Annotated in this window: 18 protein-coding genes; 4 read left to right on the forward strand and 14 right to left on the reverse strand. The window is 65.4% G+C overall.

Going from position 1 to position 18,141, the window contains the following annotated elements; genetic code table 11:
* Window positions 1-11: 11 nt before the first annotated feature.
* The 6 genes from tolQ to DFO68_RS03595 form a co-directional block, all read right to left on the reverse strand.
* Window positions 12-707, reverse strand: coding sequence for a protein TolQ (gene tolQ, locus DFO68_RS03570; protein WP_373190785.1), 696 nt, complete (start codon window positions 705-707; stop codon window positions 12-14).
* Window positions 708-749: 42 nt separating this feature from the next.
* Window positions 750-1,766 carry a Holliday junction branch migration DNA helicase RuvB gene (ruvB, locus tag DFO68_RS03575; protein ID WP_133482139.1) on the reverse strand — a complete coding sequence of 339 codons (1,017 nt, stop codon included), beginning with the start codon at window positions 1,764-1,766 and terminating at the stop codon, window positions 750-752.
* Window positions 1,767-1,810: 44 nt separating this feature from the next.
* Window positions 1,811-2,425 (reverse strand): Holliday junction branch migration protein RuvA, encoded by a 615-nt coding sequence (gene ruvA / locus DFO68_RS03580; protein WP_133482141.1) that lies wholly within the window; start codon window positions 2,423-2,425, stop codon window positions 1,811-1,813.
* A 155-nt stretch (window positions 2,426-2,580) separates the two neighbouring features.
* Window positions 2,581-3,120, reverse strand: coding sequence for a crossover junction endodeoxyribonuclease RuvC (gene ruvC, locus DFO68_RS03585; RefSeq protein ID WP_133482143.1), 540 nt, complete (start codon window positions 3,118-3,120; stop codon window positions 2,581-2,583).
* A 139-nt stretch (window positions 3,121-3,259) separates the two neighbouring features.
* Window positions 3,260-5,041 carry an aspartate--tRNA ligase gene (aspS, locus tag DFO68_RS03590; protein WP_133482145.1) on the reverse strand — a complete coding sequence of 594 codons (1,782 nt, stop codon included), beginning with the start codon at window positions 5,039-5,041 and terminating at the stop codon, window positions 3,260-3,262.
* Window positions 5,042-5,091: 50 nt separating this feature from the next.
* On the reverse strand, window positions 5,092-5,352 hold the full coding sequence (locus tag DFO68_RS03595) for an FmdB family zinc ribbon protein (RefSeq protein WP_133482147.1): 261 nt from the start codon (window positions 5,350-5,352) through the stop codon (window positions 5,092-5,094).
* Window positions 5,353-5,603: 251 nt separating this feature from the next.
* Here DFO68_RS03595 and DFO68_RS03600 point away from each other — a divergent pair, with 251 nt between their 5' ends.
* Genes DFO68_RS03600 through DFO68_RS03610 form a run of 3 tightly spaced genes read left to right on the forward strand, consistent with a single transcriptional unit; the run spans window position 5,604 to window position 8,426 of the window.
* Window positions 5,604-6,539: a D-2-hydroxyacid dehydrogenase gene (locus DFO68_RS03600; RefSeq protein WP_133482149.1), complete on the forward strand. Its 936-nt coding sequence runs from the start codon at window positions 5,604-5,606 to the stop codon at window positions 6,537-6,539.
* 16 nt (window positions 6,540-6,555) lie between these two features.
* Window positions 6,556-7,488 carry a ribokinase gene (locus tag DFO68_RS03605; RefSeq protein ID WP_133482151.1) on the forward strand — a complete coding sequence of 311 codons (933 nt, stop codon included), beginning with the start codon at window positions 6,556-6,558 and terminating at the stop codon, window positions 7,486-7,488.
* Window positions 7,485-8,426 carry a nucleoside hydrolase gene (locus tag DFO68_RS03610; protein WP_133482153.1) on the forward strand — a complete coding sequence of 314 codons (942 nt, stop codon included), beginning with the start codon at window positions 7,485-7,487 and terminating at the stop codon, window positions 8,424-8,426. The genes DFO68_RS03605 and DFO68_RS03610 overlap by 4 nt, the downstream gene beginning before the upstream one ends.
* 53 nt (window positions 8,427-8,479) lie before the next feature.
* Here the strand turns inward: DFO68_RS03610 and DFO68_RS03615 are convergent, their stop codons facing one another.
* Entirely contained in the window at window positions 8,480-8,755 is a 276-nt protein-coding gene (locus DFO68_RS03615) for an acylphosphatase (protein ID WP_133482155.1), read from the reverse strand.
* 163 nt (window positions 8,756-8,918) lie between these two features.
* Window positions 8,919-9,836, reverse strand: a complete 918-nt coding sequence (locus DFO68_RS03620; RefSeq protein ID WP_133482157.1) for a YihY/virulence factor BrkB family protein — start codon at window positions 9,834-9,836, stop codon at window positions 8,919-8,921.
* Window positions 9,837-9,985: 149 nt separating this feature from the next.
* On the opposite strand from DFO68_RS03620, the gene DFO68_RS03625 reads away from it, so the two are divergent.
* Entirely contained in the window at window positions 9,986-11,077 is a 1,092-nt protein-coding gene (locus DFO68_RS03625) for a bifunctional nicotinamide-nucleotide adenylyltransferase/Nudix hydroxylase (RefSeq protein ID WP_133482159.1), read from the forward strand.
* 38 nt (window positions 11,078-11,115) lie between these two features.
* On the opposite strand, the gene DFO68_RS03630 is transcribed toward DFO68_RS03625, so the two are convergent.
* From DFO68_RS03630 to DFO68_RS03655, 6 genes are all read right to left on the reverse strand, one after another.
* Window positions 11,116-12,033, reverse strand: a complete 918-nt coding sequence (locus DFO68_RS03630; protein ID WP_133482161.1) for a LysR substrate-binding domain-containing protein — start codon at window positions 12,031-12,033, stop codon at window positions 11,116-11,118.
* 91 nt (window positions 12,034-12,124) lie between these two features.
* Complete coding sequence (gene cls / locus DFO68_RS03635; RefSeq protein WP_133482163.1) at window positions 12,125-13,543, reverse strand: cardiolipin synthase; 1,419 nt, start codon at window positions 13,541-13,543, stop codon at window positions 12,125-12,127.
* Between the two features lie 115 nt (window positions 13,544-13,658).
* A complete protein-coding gene (locus tag DFO68_RS03640; RefSeq protein WP_133482165.1) occupies window positions 13,659-15,164 on the reverse strand; it encodes a fumarate hydratase in 1,506 nt (501 codons plus the stop codon).
* 261 nt (window positions 15,165-15,425) lie between these two features.
* A complete protein-coding gene (uvrB, locus tag DFO68_RS03645; RefSeq protein ID WP_133482167.1) occupies window positions 15,426-17,453 on the reverse strand; it encodes an excinuclease ABC subunit UvrB in 2,028 nt (675 codons plus the stop codon).
* A 57-nt stretch (window positions 17,454-17,510) separates the two neighbouring features.
* On the reverse strand, window positions 17,511-17,936 hold the full coding sequence (locus DFO68_RS03650; protein ID WP_133482169.1) for an OsmC family protein: 426 nt from the start codon (window positions 17,934-17,936) through the stop codon (window positions 17,511-17,513).
* On the reverse strand, window positions 17,936-18,133 hold the full coding sequence (locus tag DFO68_RS03655; RefSeq protein WP_133482171.1) for a hypothetical protein: 198 nt from the start codon (window positions 18,131-18,133) through the stop codon (window positions 17,936-17,938). The genes DFO68_RS03650 and DFO68_RS03655 overlap by 1 nt, the downstream gene beginning before the upstream one ends.
* Window positions 18,134-18,141: the final 8 nt, after the last annotated feature.

Below are 18,141 nucleotides of genomic sequence, written 5' to 3' on the forward strand. Positions count from 1 at the left end.
CGGCATCTCCTTCACTCGGCGCCGGGGTCGGTCCGGCCCTGCAGGTTGCGGTGCAGGATGGAGTGGAACTCCTCGGCGAAGTCCTCGTACTTGCCGAGCAGGCGCGCGGATTCGGCGGACAAGCGGTTGTAGAAGATCACCGCGGGAATCGCCGCGAACAGCCCCATGGCAGTGGCGATCAGCGCCTCGGCGATCCATGGGGCCACCGTGGCCAGGGTCGCCTGCTGGGCCATGGAGAGCGACTGGAAAGAGCCCATGATCCCCCACACGGTGCCGAACAGCCCGATGTAGGGGCTGGCCGAGGCGACGGTGGCCAGGAACACCAGGTGCAGGGTCAGGCGGTCCTCCTCGCGGGACCAGGCCACACGCATGCTGCGCTGCACGCCCTCGAGGATCGCCTGGGGGCTGCGGGTCTTGGCTAGCAGGCGGTTGAACTCACGGAAACCGGCACGAAAGACGTGCTCGGCCCCCTGGGTCTCCTGCTCGGGGGGTATCTCGCGATAGAGCTCGTTGAGGTCGACACCGGACCAGAAGCGCTCCTCGAAGACACGATGGGCCTTGCGTGCCCGGCGCATCACGAAGCTGCGCTGAAAGATCACCACCCAGGAGAGCAGAGAGCCGATCAGCAGGATCAGCATCACCACCTGCACCACGCCGCTGGCGTTCATGATCAGGTGGGGTATGGACAGGGAGTCGTTCACGGGCATCCTCGTCGGTCTTAGTCTGTCGTCACGGAAGCGGGAGATCCGCTAGTCGGGCGCCCGCTCATGGGGCGCCAGGTCGAAGTGTTGCCAGGCCTGACGGGTCACCACCCGGCCGCGGGCGGTGCGCATCATCAGACCCTGCTGAATCAGGTAGGGTTCGATAACGTCCTCGATGGTGTCGCGCTCCTCGCCGATCGCCGCGGCCAGTGAGTCGATGCCCACCGGGCCACCGTCGAACTTCTCGATCATCGCCAGCAGCAGGCGCCGGTCCATGTGGTCGAGACCATGGTGGTCGACGTGGAGCATGTTGAGGGCCAGGTCGGCGATTTCGGCATCCACGCGACCCTGGGCGCGCACCTCGGCGAAGTCGCGCACCCGGCGCAGCAGCCGGTTGGCGATGCGCGGGGTGCCCCGGGAACGGCGCGCGACTTCCCGGGCGCCCTCCCGGTCACACTCGACCCCCAGCAGCCGGGCAGAGCGCACGACGATCTCGGTGAGCTCGTCGATGCTGTAGAACTCCAGGCGCTGGACGATGCCGAAGCGGTCGCGCAGCGGCGAGGTCAGAAGGCCCGCCCGGGTGGTGGCGCCGACCAGCGTGAAGGGGGGGAGGTCGAGCTTGATCGAGCGCGCCGCCGGCCCCTCGCCGATGACGATGTCGAGCTGGAAGTCCTCCATGGCGGGATAGAGGATCTCCTCCACCACCGGCGACAGGCGGTGGATCTCGTCGATGAAGAGCACGTCGCCGGGCTGCAGGTTGGTGAGCATGGCGGCGAGGTCGCCGGCCCGCTCGAGCACCGGCCCCGAGGTGGACTTGAGCCCCACGCCCATCTCGGCGGCGACGATGTTGGCGAGCGTCGTCTTGCCGAGCCCCGGCGGGCCGAACACCAGGGTATGGTCGAGGCTCTCCGCGCGGCCACGAGCGGCGCTGATGAAGATATCGAGCTGTTCACGCACCCGTGGCTGGCCGATGTAGTCCACTAACCGCTGCGGGCGGATGGCATGGTCGACCCTCCCTTCTCCCTCGCAGGGATCGGCGGCGATCAGACGATCAGTCTCGAGCATGGCGGCCATCCGGCATCAGTTGAAAGCAGGCATACGGCATCGACTCACCCCGCCAGGCGGCGGGTCAGCGCCGCCTTGATCATGGCCTCGGTAGTACCGACCTCCTCAAGGCCGACCAGCATGCGGGCCGCCTCGGCAGGTTTGTAGCCCAGGCTGACCAGCGCCGCCTCGGCATCGGCGAGGGGATCTGTGGCCCTGGGGGGTACGTTGGCGGTCGGGACCTGAGTGCCGACAGCCAGCTCGCCCGGCTGCTCCCAGTGGGGAAAGCGGTCGCGCATCTCGATGATCAGCCGCTCGGCGGTCTTCTTGCCCACCCCGGGTAGGCGGGTCAGCGTCTTGACATCGTCGTCCATCACGCAGCGCACGAAGGCCTCCTCGTCCATGCCGGAGAGGATGCCCAGAGCCAGCTTGGGACCGATCCCGTTGACCTTGATTAGGGCACGGAACAGCGCGCGTTCCTGTTCACGGGCGAAGCCGTAGAGCAGGTGGGCATCCTCACGAACGGTCAGGTGGGTATAGAGCGATATCGGCTCCCCGATGCCGGGCATGGCCACCAGGGTGGTCATCGAGGCTTCCAGCTCGTAGCCGACACCGGCCACGTCCACCACCATCCAGGGGGGCTGTTTCTCGAGCAGGGTGCCGCGCAGGCGTCCGATCATGGAAGTTCGCTGTCCCTTGGGTTGGAGTCCATCGCGGCCCACCGGGCCATCATCGTGCCACTATCATCGCGCCACTATACTGTTCGCCCGGGCCGCATGCCAGCCTGCGGGAACGGCGTTCGACAATCTGCCGGTCTCGCCTGCCGGCGGCGAGGTCACGGCCGGAAGTCGCGCCATGAGCCCCCCTTGCGACGGCTGCGATGGCCGCCATAGCTGCCTTCACGTACCAGCCCCAGGCGTGCATGGGCATGGGTCAGCGCGATGGCCAGGGCGTCGGCGGCGTCAGCCTGAGGCGTGGCCGAGAGGCCGAGGATCGCCGTCACCATGTGCTGGACCTGGGCCTTGTCGGCACCGCCGCTGCCGGTAATCGCTTGCTTGATCTGACGCGGGCCGTACTCGCTGACCGGCAGACCATGGTTGGCGGCGCAGACGATGGCGGTGCCGCGGGCCTGGCCGAGCTTAAGGGCCGAGTCGGCATTCTTCGCCATGAATACCTGCTCGATGGCGAACTCGCCGGGGGCATGCACCGCGATCAGCTCACCGACCCCGGCGTAGACCTGGGCCAGGCGCTGGGCCAGATCGTCGGCCTGGATGCGGATGCAGCCGCTGGCCACGTAGCGCGGGGTGGGCGTGGTGACGTCGAGCACCCCGTAGCCGGTGATCCGCGAGCCGGGATCGATGCCCAGGATCAGCACGTGACAGGGTCAGTCCGGAAGATCGAGGGCATTGGCGCACTCCGCGTAAGGGTGACAGGATACCAGCTCGCTGGTGATTCGCTGATACGCCACCGGCGCCCCAGGGCGCCGGTGGAATGGCATCGAGTGGAAGTCAGCGTCACTCGCCGGCGCTCTCGGCCTTGGCCTTGTGGCGCAGGCGGATGTTGAGCTCCTTGAGCTGCTCGGCATCGACCTCGCTGGGTGCCTCGGTCATCAAGCAGGCCGCGCTCTGGGTCTTGGGAAAGGCGATCACTTCGCGGATGCTGCGCGCCCCGGTCATCAGCATCACCAGGCGATCGAGGCCGAAGGCCAGGCCACCATGGGGCGGTGCCCCGTATTGCAGGGCGTCGAGCAGAAAGCCGAATTTCTCCCGAGCCTGCTGCTCGCCGATGCCCAGCACCTCGAGCACGGTCTGCTGCATGGCGCGATCATGAATACGAATCGAGCCGCCGCCCAGCTCGGTGCCGTTGAGCACCATGTCGTAGGCCCGTGACAGCGCCGCCACTGGATCGGCCTTGAGGGTTTCCACGTCGCAGGCAGGGGCAGTAAAGGGGTGATGCAGGGCCTGCAGGCGGGCGCTGCCATCGTCCTCGAACATCGGGAAGTCGACCACCCACAGCGGTGCCCAGTCGCGGGTATAAAGGTTCAAATCCTCGCCGAGCTTGACGCGCAGGGCACCGAGCGACTCGTTGACGATGCGCGCCTTGTCGGCCCCGAAGAATACCAGGTCGCCGTCCTCGGCGCCGATGCGATCGAGCAACTCCTCGACCACGTTCTTCATGAACTTAACGATCGGCGACTGCAGCCCGTCAAGCCCCTTGCTGCGGTCGTTGACCTTGATCCAGGCCAGGCCCTTGGCACCGTAGATGCTGACGAATTTGGTGTAGTCGTCGATCTCCTTGCGCGAGAGCACGGCCCCATTCGGAACCTTCAGCGCGGCCACGCGGCCATCCTCGGCATTGGCCGGGGCGGAGAACACCTTGAAATCGACCTTCTCCATCAGGTCATCGACATCGGTGAGCATCAGCGGGATGCGCAGGTCCGGCTTGTCGGAGCCATAACGGTTCATCGCCTCGTCCCATGCCATGCGTGGGAACACCGGCAACTCGACGTCGAGCACCTCCCGGAACAGCTGTCGCACCATCGATTCACTGATCGCCATGATGTCATCCTCGCTGACGAAGGACGCCTCCAGGTCGATCTGGGTGAACTCCGGCTGGCGGTCCGCGCGCAGATCCTCGTCACGGAAGCACTTGGCAATCTGGTAGTAGCGATCAAAACCTGACACCATCAGCAGCTGCTTGAACAGCTGTGGTGACTGCGGCAGGGCGAAGAAACTGCCCGGATGCGTACGACTGGGGACGAGGTAGTCCCGCGCCCCTTCCGGGGTGGCGCGAGTGAGCACCGGGGTCTCGATATCGAGGAAGCCCTGACCTTCCAGAAAGCTACGTACACTATGCGTGATCCGTGAACGCAGGCGCAGATTGTCGACCATCTCGGGCCGGCGCAGGTCAATATAACGGTGCTTAAGGCGCACCTCCTCGCCCACCTTGCCGTGCTCATCGAGCTGGAAGGGCGGCGTGGCAGCGGTGTTGAGCACCTCGACCTCGCTGGCCAGCACCTCGATCAGCCCGGTCGGCATCTTGGCGTTCTGGGTACCTTCTGGGCGCAGCCTGACGCGGCCGACGATACGCAGCACGTATTCGTTACGGGCACTGTCCGCGTTGGCGAAGGCCGCGGCCGTATCAGGATCGACCACGACCTGGGCAAGGCCATCGCGATCGCGCATGTCGAGAAAAATAACCCCCCCGTGGTCACGGCGACGATGAACCCAGCCGCATAGGGTGACCGTCTGATCCACCAGGGTCTCGTTGAGCTGGCCGCAATAATGGCTGCGCATGTCAAATCCTGTTCTGTTGCGTGAAGTGGTGAAAAGCAACGTCGGGCGGCTCAGGCCGCCGCCCCGTCATCCTTGCTTGGCGTCTTGTCGGCCTTGCCGGACTCGCCACCGGCCAGGTTCTTCTTGCTGCCGGTCTTGAAATCGGTCTCGTACCAGCCGCCGCCGGCCAGCCGGAACCCGGCCGCGGAGATCAGTCGATGGAGGTCTTCCGCAGCACAGGCGGGGCAATTCGTCAGCGGTTCGGCGCTGATCTTCTGCAGCTTTTCCAAGCGGTGGCCGCAGGCCTTGCACTCGTATTCGTAGATGGGCATGGTTTGCTCACTCCCGATGTAATGGCATGTCCCATGAGTCAAGCGCGGGCAGGGGCTTCATCGCCTCGCGCCAAGCCAACCAACAAGCCAACCAATATGGTGCGATCCAACGTGGTGCGATGATATAGGGCCGGCCGACGGATAATCCAAGCCTGCCTCGAAAGCCGGTTATTATAGCCTGGTGCGCCGGGCCAGGCCCACCCCTGCCAAGGCCTGTTGCTCGACTCGCCGGCATCGACAAGGAACATTGCATGAAAGCCGTCATTCTCGACGCCGCCAGCCTGGGTCCCGATATCGACCTGGCCCCGATCCGCCAGCGCGTCGACACCCTGGAGGTGCATGACCAGAGCTCGCGCGAGCAGGCCGCCGAGCGCCTCGCCGAGGCCGAGGTGGCCATCGTCAACAAGGTGGTGCTCGACGCCGAGACCCTCGAAGCCCTGCCTGCGCTCAGGCTGATCTGCGTGCTCGCCACCGGCACCAACAACATCGATATGGCCGCGGCCAAGCGCCTGGGTATCACCGTGAAAAACGTCTCGGGCTACGGCACGGCCAGCGTAGCCCAGCACACCCTGATGCTGATGCTGGCCCTGGCCACCCGGCTGCCCCTGTATCAGCGCGACGTGGCCGGGGGACGCTGGAACGAGAACCCCTTCTTCTGCCTGATGGATCACACCATCCTGCAGCTGGAAGGCAAGCGACTGGTGCTCGTCGGCCAGGGCGAACTGGGCTCGAAGGTGGCGCGCCTGGCCCAGGCCTTCGGCATGCTGGTCGACTTCGCCGCCCGCCCTGGCAACGAGGCGCATGATCGCCGCCCGGGACTGTGTGACCTGGCGCCGGAGGCGGACGTCATCAGCCTGCATTGCCCCCTCACCGAGGCCACCCGCCACCTGGTCGACGCGCGCCTGCTGGCCACTCTCAAGCCCAGCACCCTGCTGGTCAACTGCGCCCGCGGTGGGATCATCGACGAGGACGCGGCCCTCGAAGCCCTGCGTCAAGGCCAGCTGGGCGGGCTCGGCGTCGACGTGTTGCCGGAAGAGCCGCCTCGCCAGGGGCATCCACTGATCGACGCCCTGGACGAGCCGCTCAATCTCATCGTCACGCCCCACAACGCCTGGATCACCCCCGAGGCCCGCCAGCGCATCGTGACCCTCACCGCCGACAACCTGCGCCACTGGCAGGAAGGCTGAGCACCCGGAGGCTCGCATGCTGCACAACTATGGATCGATCAATCTCGACCACGTCTACCGAGTGCCCCACCTGGTGCGTCCCGGCGAGACCCTGGCCAGCCGCGACTATCGGGTCGGCCTGGGCGGCAAGGGGGCCAACCAGTCGCTGGCCATGGCCAGTGCCGGCGGGCGGGTTAGCCACTGGGGGCGCCTGGGGCGCCAGGACGCCTGGGCCCGCGAGCGGTTGGCGCGGGCCGGCGTGCAGGTGGAGACCATCGCCCTGGTCAACGAGCCCAGCGGGCACGCCATCATCCAGGTGGACGACCACGGCGAGAATGCCATCCTGCTCTTCCCGGGCGCCAACCATGGCACCACCGAAGCGGATCTCGAGATATATTTCGCCACGACCTCGCCGGGGGACTGGCTGCTGACCCAGAACGAGTGCAACGACCTGTCGCGGGTCATGGAGCGTGCCGCCGAGGTGGGCCTGCACGTTGCCCTCAACCCGGCACCGATGAGCGATGCGGTACGGGCCCTGCCGCTGGAGCACTGCCAGTTGCTGTTCGTCAACCGTGGCGAGGCCGCCTGGCTGGCCGGCCTGGAGGCGGCCTCGCCACCCGAAGCCCTGCTCGATGGCCTGGCCCGGCGCCTGCCCAACAGCGAGTTGGTGCTAACCCTAGGCAGCGACGGCGCCTGGTACCAGGACCGCGACACACGCCACTTCCAGCCGGCCCTGCCGGTCACGCCGCGGGATACCACGGCGGCCGGTGACACCTTTATCGGCTATTACCTGGCCGCCCTACAGCAGGGGCGAGCGGTGACCGACTGCCTGATATGGGCCGCCACCGCTGCTGCCCTGGGCGTACAGGTTGCCGGTGCGGCCGAAAGCATTCCCCAGGCAATGGCAGTCGAGCGCGCCCTGCGTGACGGCCTGCCCGTGCCACTACACCACGACGAGGAGACCCCGTGAGCCATCCGATCATCTTCGATACCGACCCAGGCGTCGATGACGCCCAGGCCATCGCCATCGCCCTGCGCCATCCCGACATCGAGCTACTGGGGCTGACCACCACCTACGGCAACGTCGACGTGGAGACCGCCACCCACAATGCCCTGCTGCTCTCCGAGCTCGCCGGGCGAGAGGTCCCGGTGGCCCAGGGGGCCGCGGCTCCGCTGCTCAAGGAGCGACATCCGCCCCCCGTCCACATTCATGGTGCCAACGGCCTGGGTGATATCGAGCTGCCACCGGTCAAGGGAACGGCCGATTCGCGCAGTGCGGCGCAGTTTATCGTCGACACCCTGAATGCCCGCCCCGGTGAGGTCACGTTGGTGACAGTGGGACCGGTGGGTAACCTGGCCGCAGCGCTTCAGCTTGATCCGGGAATCACCAGCAAGGTCAAGCGGGTGGTGGTCATGGGGGGATCGATCCGCGAGGGCGGCAATGTCACGCCAGTGGCCGAGGCCAACATGTTCAATGACCCGGACGCCGCCGCGCGGGTGCTCACCGCCGGCTGGCCGCTGACCCTGGTGGGCCTGGATGTCACTCATCGCTGCGTGCTTACCGGCGAGCACATGGCGCGCATTGAAGCCGGCCAGGGCGCGCTTGGCAAGGTGCTGGCAGGCAGCTACGGCTTCTACCGGGACTTCTATCGGGAATTCCTGGGGATCGATGGCTGCTGTCCTCATGACAGTTGCGCCCTGGCCTGGCTGCTGCGATCGGAGCTCTTCACTACCCAGCGAGGTCACCTTAACGTGGTGACTGCCGGCGAGGCCGTGGGCCAGACGATCTTTGCCCCCGAGGGACGTGACTTCATCGAGACGCGCTGGTCGCGCACACCGCTGGTGGAGGTGTGCCTGGGCGTCGATGGCGAGGCGCTCAGCGACTGGATCGCCGATACCCTGGCCTGAGCGACGCCCCCCATGCACGGTCCGGCGGGCCGTGCATGAAACGTCAACAGGCCCTAGCCGACGCGGAAATCATCCGGCTCGTGGGTGTTATCGACCACTTCATACTCGACATGAGTGACATGGGCGTCTTCGGGCCCTTTCCATAGCCATTCGGCGAGGCGCTTGACCGCCTCGCGCTCACCGCACATCAGCACCTCGACCCGCCCATCCGGCAGGTTGATCGCATGGCCGGTGATTCCAGCCTTCAGGGCCTGTTCCTGGGTCGCCCGACGATACCAGACCCCCTGCACCTTGCCTGTCACCAGCGCCTTCGCACAGCACTTATCCATGGCTATCTCCTGTTTTCATCGCGATCGGTGGCATCTCCTTTCTACCAGTCGAAGCGGGTGGCGGACCAGTCCTGCGGCCTTCCCGCCGCGTGGCGGGCTTGAGCCACCGCCTTTGGGGTATGCCGCGACTCGGCGAGATCAACCACAGCGTAGGGGGCCTTGCTCACTGCTCCAGCAACTCGTGGCGGACCAGCACCGCAGCATTGCGCGGCACCACCGTCTTGCCCAGGGCCAGCAGGTGGCACTTGGTGAAGGCGGCTCCGAACAGCAGAATCAACGAGCTGTAATAGACCCACAGCAGGATCATCACCACCGACCCGGCGGCGCCATAGGTGGAAGCCGTGGCCGTGTAGGCCAGATAGATGGCGATGCCCGAACGGCCGATGGCAAACAGCACCGCGGTCACCACGGCGCCGACCAGCACGTCCCGCCAGCGCAACACCACGTCCGGCAGAACCTTGAAGATGGTGGCAAAGAGGGCGGCGATCACTGCCAGCGAGACCAGGGACTCGGCTGCGGTAGTCAGCAGCCCGATGTAGGGCAGCAGGTCATCGGCGGCCTGCAACAGCGAGCGGACCGCCACACCAAGTACCAGCGACATCAGCAAAATGAAGCCGATGGCCAGCACCACGACCAGTGACAGCAAACGATTCTTGAGAAACATGAGGACACTGTTGCTGCTGGGCTTTGCCGTCACCCCCCATAGGGTGTTCAGCGAGAATTGCATCTGGGCGAATACGGTAGTGGCACCGATCAGCAGCGCGCCCACCCCAAGCAGGGTCGGCAGCAGGCCGGACTCCTCGATTCGCGACTGGGCTACCGCTTGCTCGATGGCGGTGGCGGCATCATGCCCCATGGTGCCCTGCAGCTGAGCGACGATCTGTCCCTGGGCGGCCTCTTCACCGAGTACCACACCGATGATCGTGACGGCGATGATCATCGTAGGTGCTAGCGAAAAGAGGGTATAGAAGGCCAGCGAGCCAGCATAGCTGAAGGCATTGCGCTCCAGCCACAGCTCGACGGCCGCCTTCATCACCCGCCACCAGAACGTGCCGCTTTCGCGAAGGACCCTCCTGCTCATCTTCTTTATCATCCCCCTCTCCCTTGGCGCCATGGTTTGCTTGAGCATACCCGAATGTAGCCAGGCTCGCCGAGAGCGAGCCCGATTGCAGCGGTCGGCCGGCCTGACCATAATGGGCGTCGCCCTGCCCTCTCTGCCCAGGAGCGCCCATGAACTTACGACCGGATACCGAGCAAACGCCCGACTTCGATTGTCTGGTATTCATCGGCCGTTTCCAGCCGCCTCACCTGGGGCATCTGGCGGTGATCCGCGAGGCCCTGCGCCGTGCCCGCCAGGTCATCGTGTTAGTGGGCTCCGCCTGGCAGGCCCGTTCGCTGCGCAATCCCTGGCGCTACGAGGAGCGCCTGCGCATGCTGCGCAGCGCCTTCGAGGAAGAGGAGAACGCTCGGCTCGAGGTGGTGCCGCTGCTCGATGCTCTCTACAACAACGACGTCTGGGTGCGCGACGTTCAACGCAAGGTGCGCGACATCGCCACCCCCGAGCGCGCCCGCCTGCCGCGCATCGGCCTGATCGGCGCGAGTCGGGGGCAGTCCAGTTACTACCTCACGCTGTTCCCCCAGTGGGAATCGGTCAGCGTGCCTCTGGTGGAGGGCATCTCGGCCAGCCGCATCCGTGAACGCCTGTTGCGCTCCGCCAGCTCGGCGGAAGACTACCTGAGCACCCACGCTACCCATGACCTGCCCCCCGGCGTGGTGGCGTGGATTCGTGACTTCCTGGAGGAGGCGCCCTATGGTCAGCTGGTCGAGGAACAGCAGTTGCTGGACCAGTACCGCCAGGCCTGGGCCCAGGCCCCCTACCCACCGATCTTCGTCACCGTGAATGCCGTGGTGGTGCAATCCGGACATGTGCTGCTGGTCAGACGCACGGCCGCGCCCGGCAAGGGGCTCTATGCCCTGCCCGGCGGCTTCATCAGCCCTCATGAACGCTTGATGGATGGCTGCTTGAGGGAGCTTCGCGAGCGAGTCCGGCTCAAGGTTCCCGAGGCCGTGCTCAAGGGCTCGCTGCGCGATCAGCGGCTGTTCGACGAGCCTCATCGCAGCTGGCGGGGACGCACCCTGGCCGAAGCCTTCTACTTCGCCTTGCGTCCCGAACAGCAGCTACCCCAGCTCAAGCCGGTGCGCGGCGGCGACCATGCACGCTGGGTGCCGCTGGCTGACCTCGACCCGGAGAGCCTGTTTGAGGATCACTTCTTCATCATTCAGGACTTCCTGGGGCTGCCGGCGGATTTCGACCGCGTCTGATGCGCTATGGCCACCCACCAAGGGCGGGAGTCAAGCGCTCAGGCCTGAAGGAAATCGCGGGGCAACTTCATCATCTGCCGCCATAGCTTCTCGACCCCCGGCTTATGTACCAGCGAGCAGCGATAGAGACGGATCTCCAGTGGCACCTCCCACTGCTCGCCGGCCGCCGGCACGAGCCGAGCGTCGTTGAGCTCCTGGCGAATGCAGAAGTCGGGAATCCAGGCCATGCCCATGCCCTGCATGACCATGCCCTTTAGCCCCTCCGCCATCGCCGTCTCGTAGACGGTTCTCAGGCGCATGCGCAAAGGGTCGTTCTTGAGCAGCATGCGCACGCTACGCCCCAGGAAGGCCCCTTGAGTATAGGCCAGGTAGGGAATCGACTCCGTGCCCTCCAGCGGGAAGCGGGGCTGGCCCTGTGCATCGGGCAGGCAGACCGGCAGCATCTTGACCTGGCCGATGGAGAAGGAGGGAAAAACCTCGGCATCGAGCTGCATGCTGGCGTAGGGGTCGTAGTAGGCCAGCATCAGGTCACAGTTGCCCTCGCGCAACACATGGATGGCGTCGCCCACGTTCATCGCTACCAGCCGGGTCGGCAGCTCACCCAGTCCCTGCTGCAGCCGGGAGATCCACTGGGGGTAGAAGCTCAGCGCCAGGGAGTGGGCGGCGACGATATCCAGCGCCTCGTTGGCCATGGCCAGGCCGCGCAGATGCCCCAGACTCTCGTTGAGCTGCTCGACGACGTTGCGGGCGGTGACCAGGAACAATTGCCCTTCGGGGGTCAGGTTCACCGGGGTGGTCGAGCGGTCGACCAGGGTCACGCCTACCGCCTGTTCCAGGGAGCGGATACGCCGGCTGAAAGCCGGCTGGGTGACATGTCGCTGGCGAGCCGAGGTGGAAAAGCTGCACGTGCTGGCCAGGGCGACAAAGTCTTCTAGCCACTTGGTCTCAAGGTTCACTGATACTCCCGGGAAGTCTGCATGCGGCGCCCGCCAGGGCGCCTTTGAAGCCCGCTAATGTATCCCAGCAGCGCGCAGAGCCCAAGCCGCCTCACTGGATCGGCGAGAGCAGGTAGGCCGCCCGCGACAGCAGCTTGCGCCACAGCGGGCGGCTCGTCAGCTCCTTCAGGGTCACGCAACGGCAGTCACTAAAATCGTTCTCGAGCATCAAGCGCACCTCGGCGGCAAACTGCCGGTCAGGCAACACGGCGGTGATCTCGAAATTGAGGCGAAAGGAACGGTTGTCCAGGTTGACCGTCCCCACGCTGGCAGCAACATCGTCGACCAGCATCACCTTCTGGTGCAGGAATCCCGGCTGATAGCGGTAGACCTTCACCCCGGCGCGCAACATGTCGGGCAAGAAGGAAAATGCCGAGAGGAAGACCAGCAGGTGATCAGGGCGTTGGGGCATCATGATGCGCACATCCACGCCGCGCATCGCCGCCAGGCGCAGGGCATCCTGCACCCCCTGGTCGGGCACGAAATATGGGCTGGTAACCCAGAAGCGTTCGTTGGCACTGTGGATCGCATGCTGCACCAGCAGGCTTGCTGTTTCCTGAGGGTCCGCCGGCCCGGAAGGCACGATCACCACGTTCTGGTTGGCGTCCTCGCTCGGCTGCGGGGTCCAGGTCAGCGACAGCATCTTGACGGTAGCCCAATGCCAGTCTTCCCAGAAGGCCTCCTGCAGGCCCAGCACGCTGGGCCCGCTGAGTTTGAGGTGGGTGTCGCGCCAGTGGCCATGGCGGGGGTGCTGGCCGAGGTATTCGGTGCCGACATTGAAGCCCCCCAGCCACCCTTCCCGGCCATCCACCACCAGCACCTTGCGATGGTTGCGGAAATTGAGCTGGAAGCGATGCTTGAAGCCGCGTGAGGAGCGAAAGGCACTGACTTCCACGCCAGCCTCGGCGAGGTCGCGCAGGAAACGGTCGCCGAGGCCGCGACTGCCGATCTCGTCGTACAGAAAGTAGATGCGCACCTCGCGCTTGGCGGCTCGCTGCAGCCGATGCTTGAGTTCGAGACCCAGGGCGTCATCACGGACGATAAAGAACTGTACCAGCACATACTCTTTTGCCTGATCAATGCCGGCGAAGAGGCTGTCGAAGGTCGCCTGGCCATCGATCAGCAGCTGCGCCCGATTGCCGCAGGTCAGCGGCATCATCGACAGCTGTTCCACGGCGCGGATGTCGGCATCGACGCTGTCCGGCAGGTAGGGGTCGAAGCGGTCGCGGTAGCGTTCCAGCAGGCGGCGCAGTACGGTATCGCGCTCGCCGCGAGCCGAAACATAGCCATAGAAGCGCGGCCGGCCGAAGATCCAGTAGGCCGGCACCGCCAGGTAAGGCATGGTAATCAGCGAGATGATCCAGGCGATGGCCCCCTGAGAGGTGCGACTGGACATCAGGGCCAGCACCGCCGAGATGAAGCCCAGCAGATAGGTCAGGAAGATCGCCAGGCCAATCAGCCAGGAGGTCATGGTCGGATCCCCGTTCCGTGGGTGGACGGCAACGCCGTCCGAATGCAACGCCCAACAGCATATCCCCAAAGGTGACGGCGCCACCAGCGGGCGTAGCCGTCGTTAGCGTCATGGGTCAGGCGCGCTCGGCGATGATCTCCTTCCACTTGGCAGGGCCGGTCTGATGCACAGAGGTGCCCTGGCTGTCCACGGCCACGGTCACCGGCATGTCCTCCACCTCGAACTCGTAGATGGCCTCCATGCCCAGATCCTCGAAGCCTACCACCCGGGCCTTCTTGATCGCCTGGGCGACCAGGTAGGCGGAGCCCCCCACCGCCATCAGGTAGACCGCCTGGTTGTCGCGGATCGCCTCGATAGCCGCCTCGCCGCGTTCGGCCTTGCCGACCATGCCCAGCAAGCCGGTCTCCTCGAGCATGGTGCGGGTGAACTTGTCCATGCGCGTCGCCGTGGTGGGGCCGGCCGGCCCCACCACCTCGTCGCGCACCGGATCCACCGGCCCCACGTAGTAGATGAAGCGCCCCTGCATGTCCACGGGCAGCGGCTCGCCCTTGGCGATCATGTCGACCATGCGCTTGTGCGCGGCGTCACGGCCGGTGAGCAGCTTGCCGTTGAGCAGCAGGGTGTCGCCGGGCTGCCAGGTCTTGACCTCTTCCGGGGTCACGCTGTCGAGGTCGACGCGCTTGACGTTGTCGCCCGCCTCGCGAGTGACCGCCGGCCAGTCCTCGAGCTTCGGCGCGGGCAGTGAGGCAGGGCCGCTGCCGTCCAGAGTGAAGTGGGCATGGCGGGTGGCGGCGCAGTTGGGAATGATCGCCACCGGCTTGTTGGCGGCGTGGGTCGGAAACTCCTTGACCTTGATATCGAGCACCGTGGTCAGACCACCGAGGCCCTGGGCGCCGATGCCGCTCCTGTTGACCTTGTCGAACAGTTCCAGACGCAGCTCCTCGGCCCGATTGGCGGGACCGCGAGCCTGGAGCTCCTGGATGTCGATGGGGTCGAGCAGCGCCTCCTTGGCAAGCTCCATGGCCTTCTCGGCGGTGCCGCCAATACCGATGCCGAGCATGCCGGGCGGGCACCAGCCGGCGCCCATCTTGGGCAGCTGCTCCAGCACCCAGTCGACCACGCTGTCCGAGGGATTAAGCATGGCAAACTTAGATTTTGCCTCGCTGCCGCCGCCCTTCGCCGCTACATGCACTTCGACGCTGTCGCCGGGCACCAGCTTGTGGTGGATGACCGCCGGGGTATTGTCGCCGGTATTCTTGCGGGCACCGTCCGGGTCGGCCAGCACCGAAGCGCGCAGCACGTTATCGGGGAACTTGTAGGCGCGGCGCACACCCTCGTTGATCATGTCATCGAGGCTCATGTCGGCTTCGAAGCGCACGTTCATGCCCACCTGGATGAAAACCGTGACGATGCCGGTGTCCTGGCAGATCGGGCGCTTGCCGAAGGCACACATCCGCGAATTGATCAGGATCTGGGCAATGGCATCTTTGGCTGCGGGGTTCTCTTCCCGCTCGTAGGCGGCCGCCATGGCGTCGATGAAGTCCTTGGGATGGTAATAGGAGATGTACTGCAGGGCATCGGCGACGCTCTGGATCAGGTCGTCCTGGCGAATCACGGTCATGGGCAAGGAGCTCCTAGGCGTTGTCGGCATGCCCGCGGCGAGGCGATCGAAGGGCGCAGCGGCGGGCTTGAACGGCGAGCATTATACCCTAGCCTCCCCGCTGTCGACATTCTCCTCGCTCAAGGCCTGATCATGCGAATATAGTACAAGATGAAGATAACGGTATAAACTGGTATGACGAACATCTCACCGGCTGGCGCCACTGCCCAAGAAGTGGGCGGTAGCCGGAGCGCCAGACCTTTCCGGGCATGGCAGGCGCCGTCAGGCGGAGCCCAGCAGCAGCTGGCGCTCCTTGAGCTCGTGCAGGCGGTCGCGCAGCCGGGCGGCTTCCTCGAACTCCAGGTTCTGCGCTGCCTCGTGCATGCCGTCCTCGGTTCGTGAGATCTCCTTGAGCAGCTCGCTGGGCGACAGGTCGGCGGGGTCGTAAAGGGCCTCGCGCTCGGCCACCTTGCGCTCGCCGCGGCGCCCCTTGCCCTTCTTGCCCGGGGCCTGGGCGGCCTCCATGATGTCGGCCACCGAGCGCGTCACTGTGGTCGGCGTAATGCCGTGGGCCTCATTGTGAGCGATCTGCTTGTCGCGACGCCGCTGGGTCTCGTCCATGGCGCGGCGCATCGAGTCGGTGATCCGATCGCCGTAGAGGATCGCCTTGCCGTGGGCGTTGCGTGCCGCCCGGCCCATGGTCTGGATCAGTGAGCGCTCGTTGCGCAGGAAGCCCTCCTTGTCGGCATCGAGGATCGCCACCAGCGACACCTCGGGAATGTCGAGCCCCTCGCGCAGCAGGTTGATCCCCACCAGTACATCGAACTTGCCCAGGCGCAGGTCGCGGATGATCTCCACCCGTTCCACGGTGTCGATATCAGAGTGCAGGTAGCGCACTCGCACGCCGTGCTCATCCAGGTACTCGGTGAGGTCCTCGGCCATGCGCTTGGTCAGGGTGGTCACCAACACCCGTTCGCCCACCTCGCTGCGCAGGCCGATCTCCGAGAGCAGGTCGTCCACCTGGGTGGTCGCCGGGCGTACTTCGATCTCCGGATCGACCAGCCCGGTGGGACGCACCACCTGCTCGACCACCTGGCCGGCATGCTCGGCCTCATAGGGCCCCGGGGTGGCCGAGACGAAGATCGTCTGCGGACAGATACGCTCCCACTCCTGAAAGGTCATCGGGCGGTTGTCCAGCGCCGAGGGCAGTCGGAAACCATACTCCACCAGGGTCTCCTTGCGTGAGCGGTCGCCCTTGTACATGCCGCCCACCTGAGGAACGCTGACGTGGCTCTCGTCGATGAACAGCAGCGCATCGCTGGGCAGATAGTCGAAGAAGGTCGGCGGTGGCTCGCCGGGATGGCGCCCGGAAAGATAGCGGGAGTAGTTCTCGATGCCGTTGCAGTAGCCAAGCTCGAGCAGCATCTCGATGTCGTAGAGGGTGCGCTGCTCCAGGCGCTGGGCCTCGACCAGCCGGTCGTGCTTGCGCAACCAGTCGAGGCGCTCCACCAGTTCCGCCTTGATCTCGTCGATGGCGCCGAGGATGGTCTCCCGAGGCGTAACATAGTGCGACTTGGGATAGATGGTCATGCGTGGCACGCGACCTCGTACCTCGCCGGTGAGTGGATCGAAGAGGCTGATGGTGTCGATCTCGTCATCGAAGAGCTCGACGCGGACCGCCTCGTCCTCTGCATCGGCCGGGAAGATGTCGATCACGTCGCCGCGCACCCGGTAAGTGCCGCGCTTGAAGTCCATGTCGTTGCGCGTGTACTGCAGTTCCGCCAGGCGGCGCAGGAACTTGCGCTGGTCGATCAGCTCGCCGCGGGTGACGTGCAGGCGCATCTTCAGGTACTGGTCGGGATCGCCCAGGCCGTAGATCGCCGACACCGAGACCACGATGATGGCGTCGCGGCGCTCCAGCAAGGCCTTGGTCGCCGAGAGGCGCATCTGCTCGATGTGGTCGTTGATCGAGGCATCCTTCTCGATGAAGGTATCCGACGAGGGCACGTAGGCCTCGGGCTGGTAGTAGTCGTAATAGGAGACGAAGTACTCCACGGCGTTGTCGGGAAAAAACGCCTTGAACTCGCCATAGAGCTGGGCCGCCAGGGTCTTGTTGGGCGCCATGACGATGGTCGGACGCTGCAAGCACTCGACCACGTTGGCCATGGTGAAGGTCTTTCCGGAGCCGGTCACGCCGAGCAGCGTCTGATGCGCCAGCCCCGACTCCAGTCCGCTGACCAGATCCCGGATGGCAGTAGGCTGGTCGCCGGCGGGCTGGAACTTGGACTGCAGACGGAAGGGCTTGCTCATGGCGGCTCCAATGACGTGCCAAGCGCCAGCACGGCGCTTGGGTGAAACGGGTGGGGCTCAGGCCTCGGTGGTGCTATCGACGGTACGGGTGGTCACCTCCACGATGGAGGTGGTCATCAGCCGATGGATCGGGCACTTGTGGCTGATCTCCTCCAGACGCAGGCGCTGCTCGGGGTCATCGATGCCCTGGAAGGTCATCGCCACGTCGAGACGGTAAGTGCCGTGGCGCTCCTGGCTGTCGTCGCGGTTGACCGTGACGCTGACCCCGGTCAGCGGCCACTGCTTGCGCCGGGCATACATCAACGCGGTGATCGCCTTGCAGGCACCCAACGAGAGGTCGAAATAGTCGTGGGGGTCGGGAGCAGTCCCTTCGCCACCATAGGTCTCGGGCACGTCGACGAAAAGGTCGTCGAAACCCTCCAGTTCGACCCGCTGGCGATAGATATGGTTGCGTTCGCTGACGACTTCAATGGTTTTCTTCATCACTTGACCTCGATACCCAGATTGAGAGATTGCACCGCCTCGATCAGTGTCTCGCGCCTGCTGCGCCCCTCCACCTCGGCCCCGTGGCGGCCGACCTCGACACTATCGACGCCGTCCAGCATCATCAGGGCGGTAGTAATACGATTGATCTGTTCGGCGTTCTCGACGCCCTTGAAGCTGAGCGACTGCTGGGCCATGGGTGGCT

Source organism: Halomonas ventosae, from assembly GCF_004361885.1.
Lineage (GTDB): Bacteria > Pseudomonadota > Gammaproteobacteria > Pseudomonadales > Halomonadaceae > Halomonas > Halomonas ventosae_C.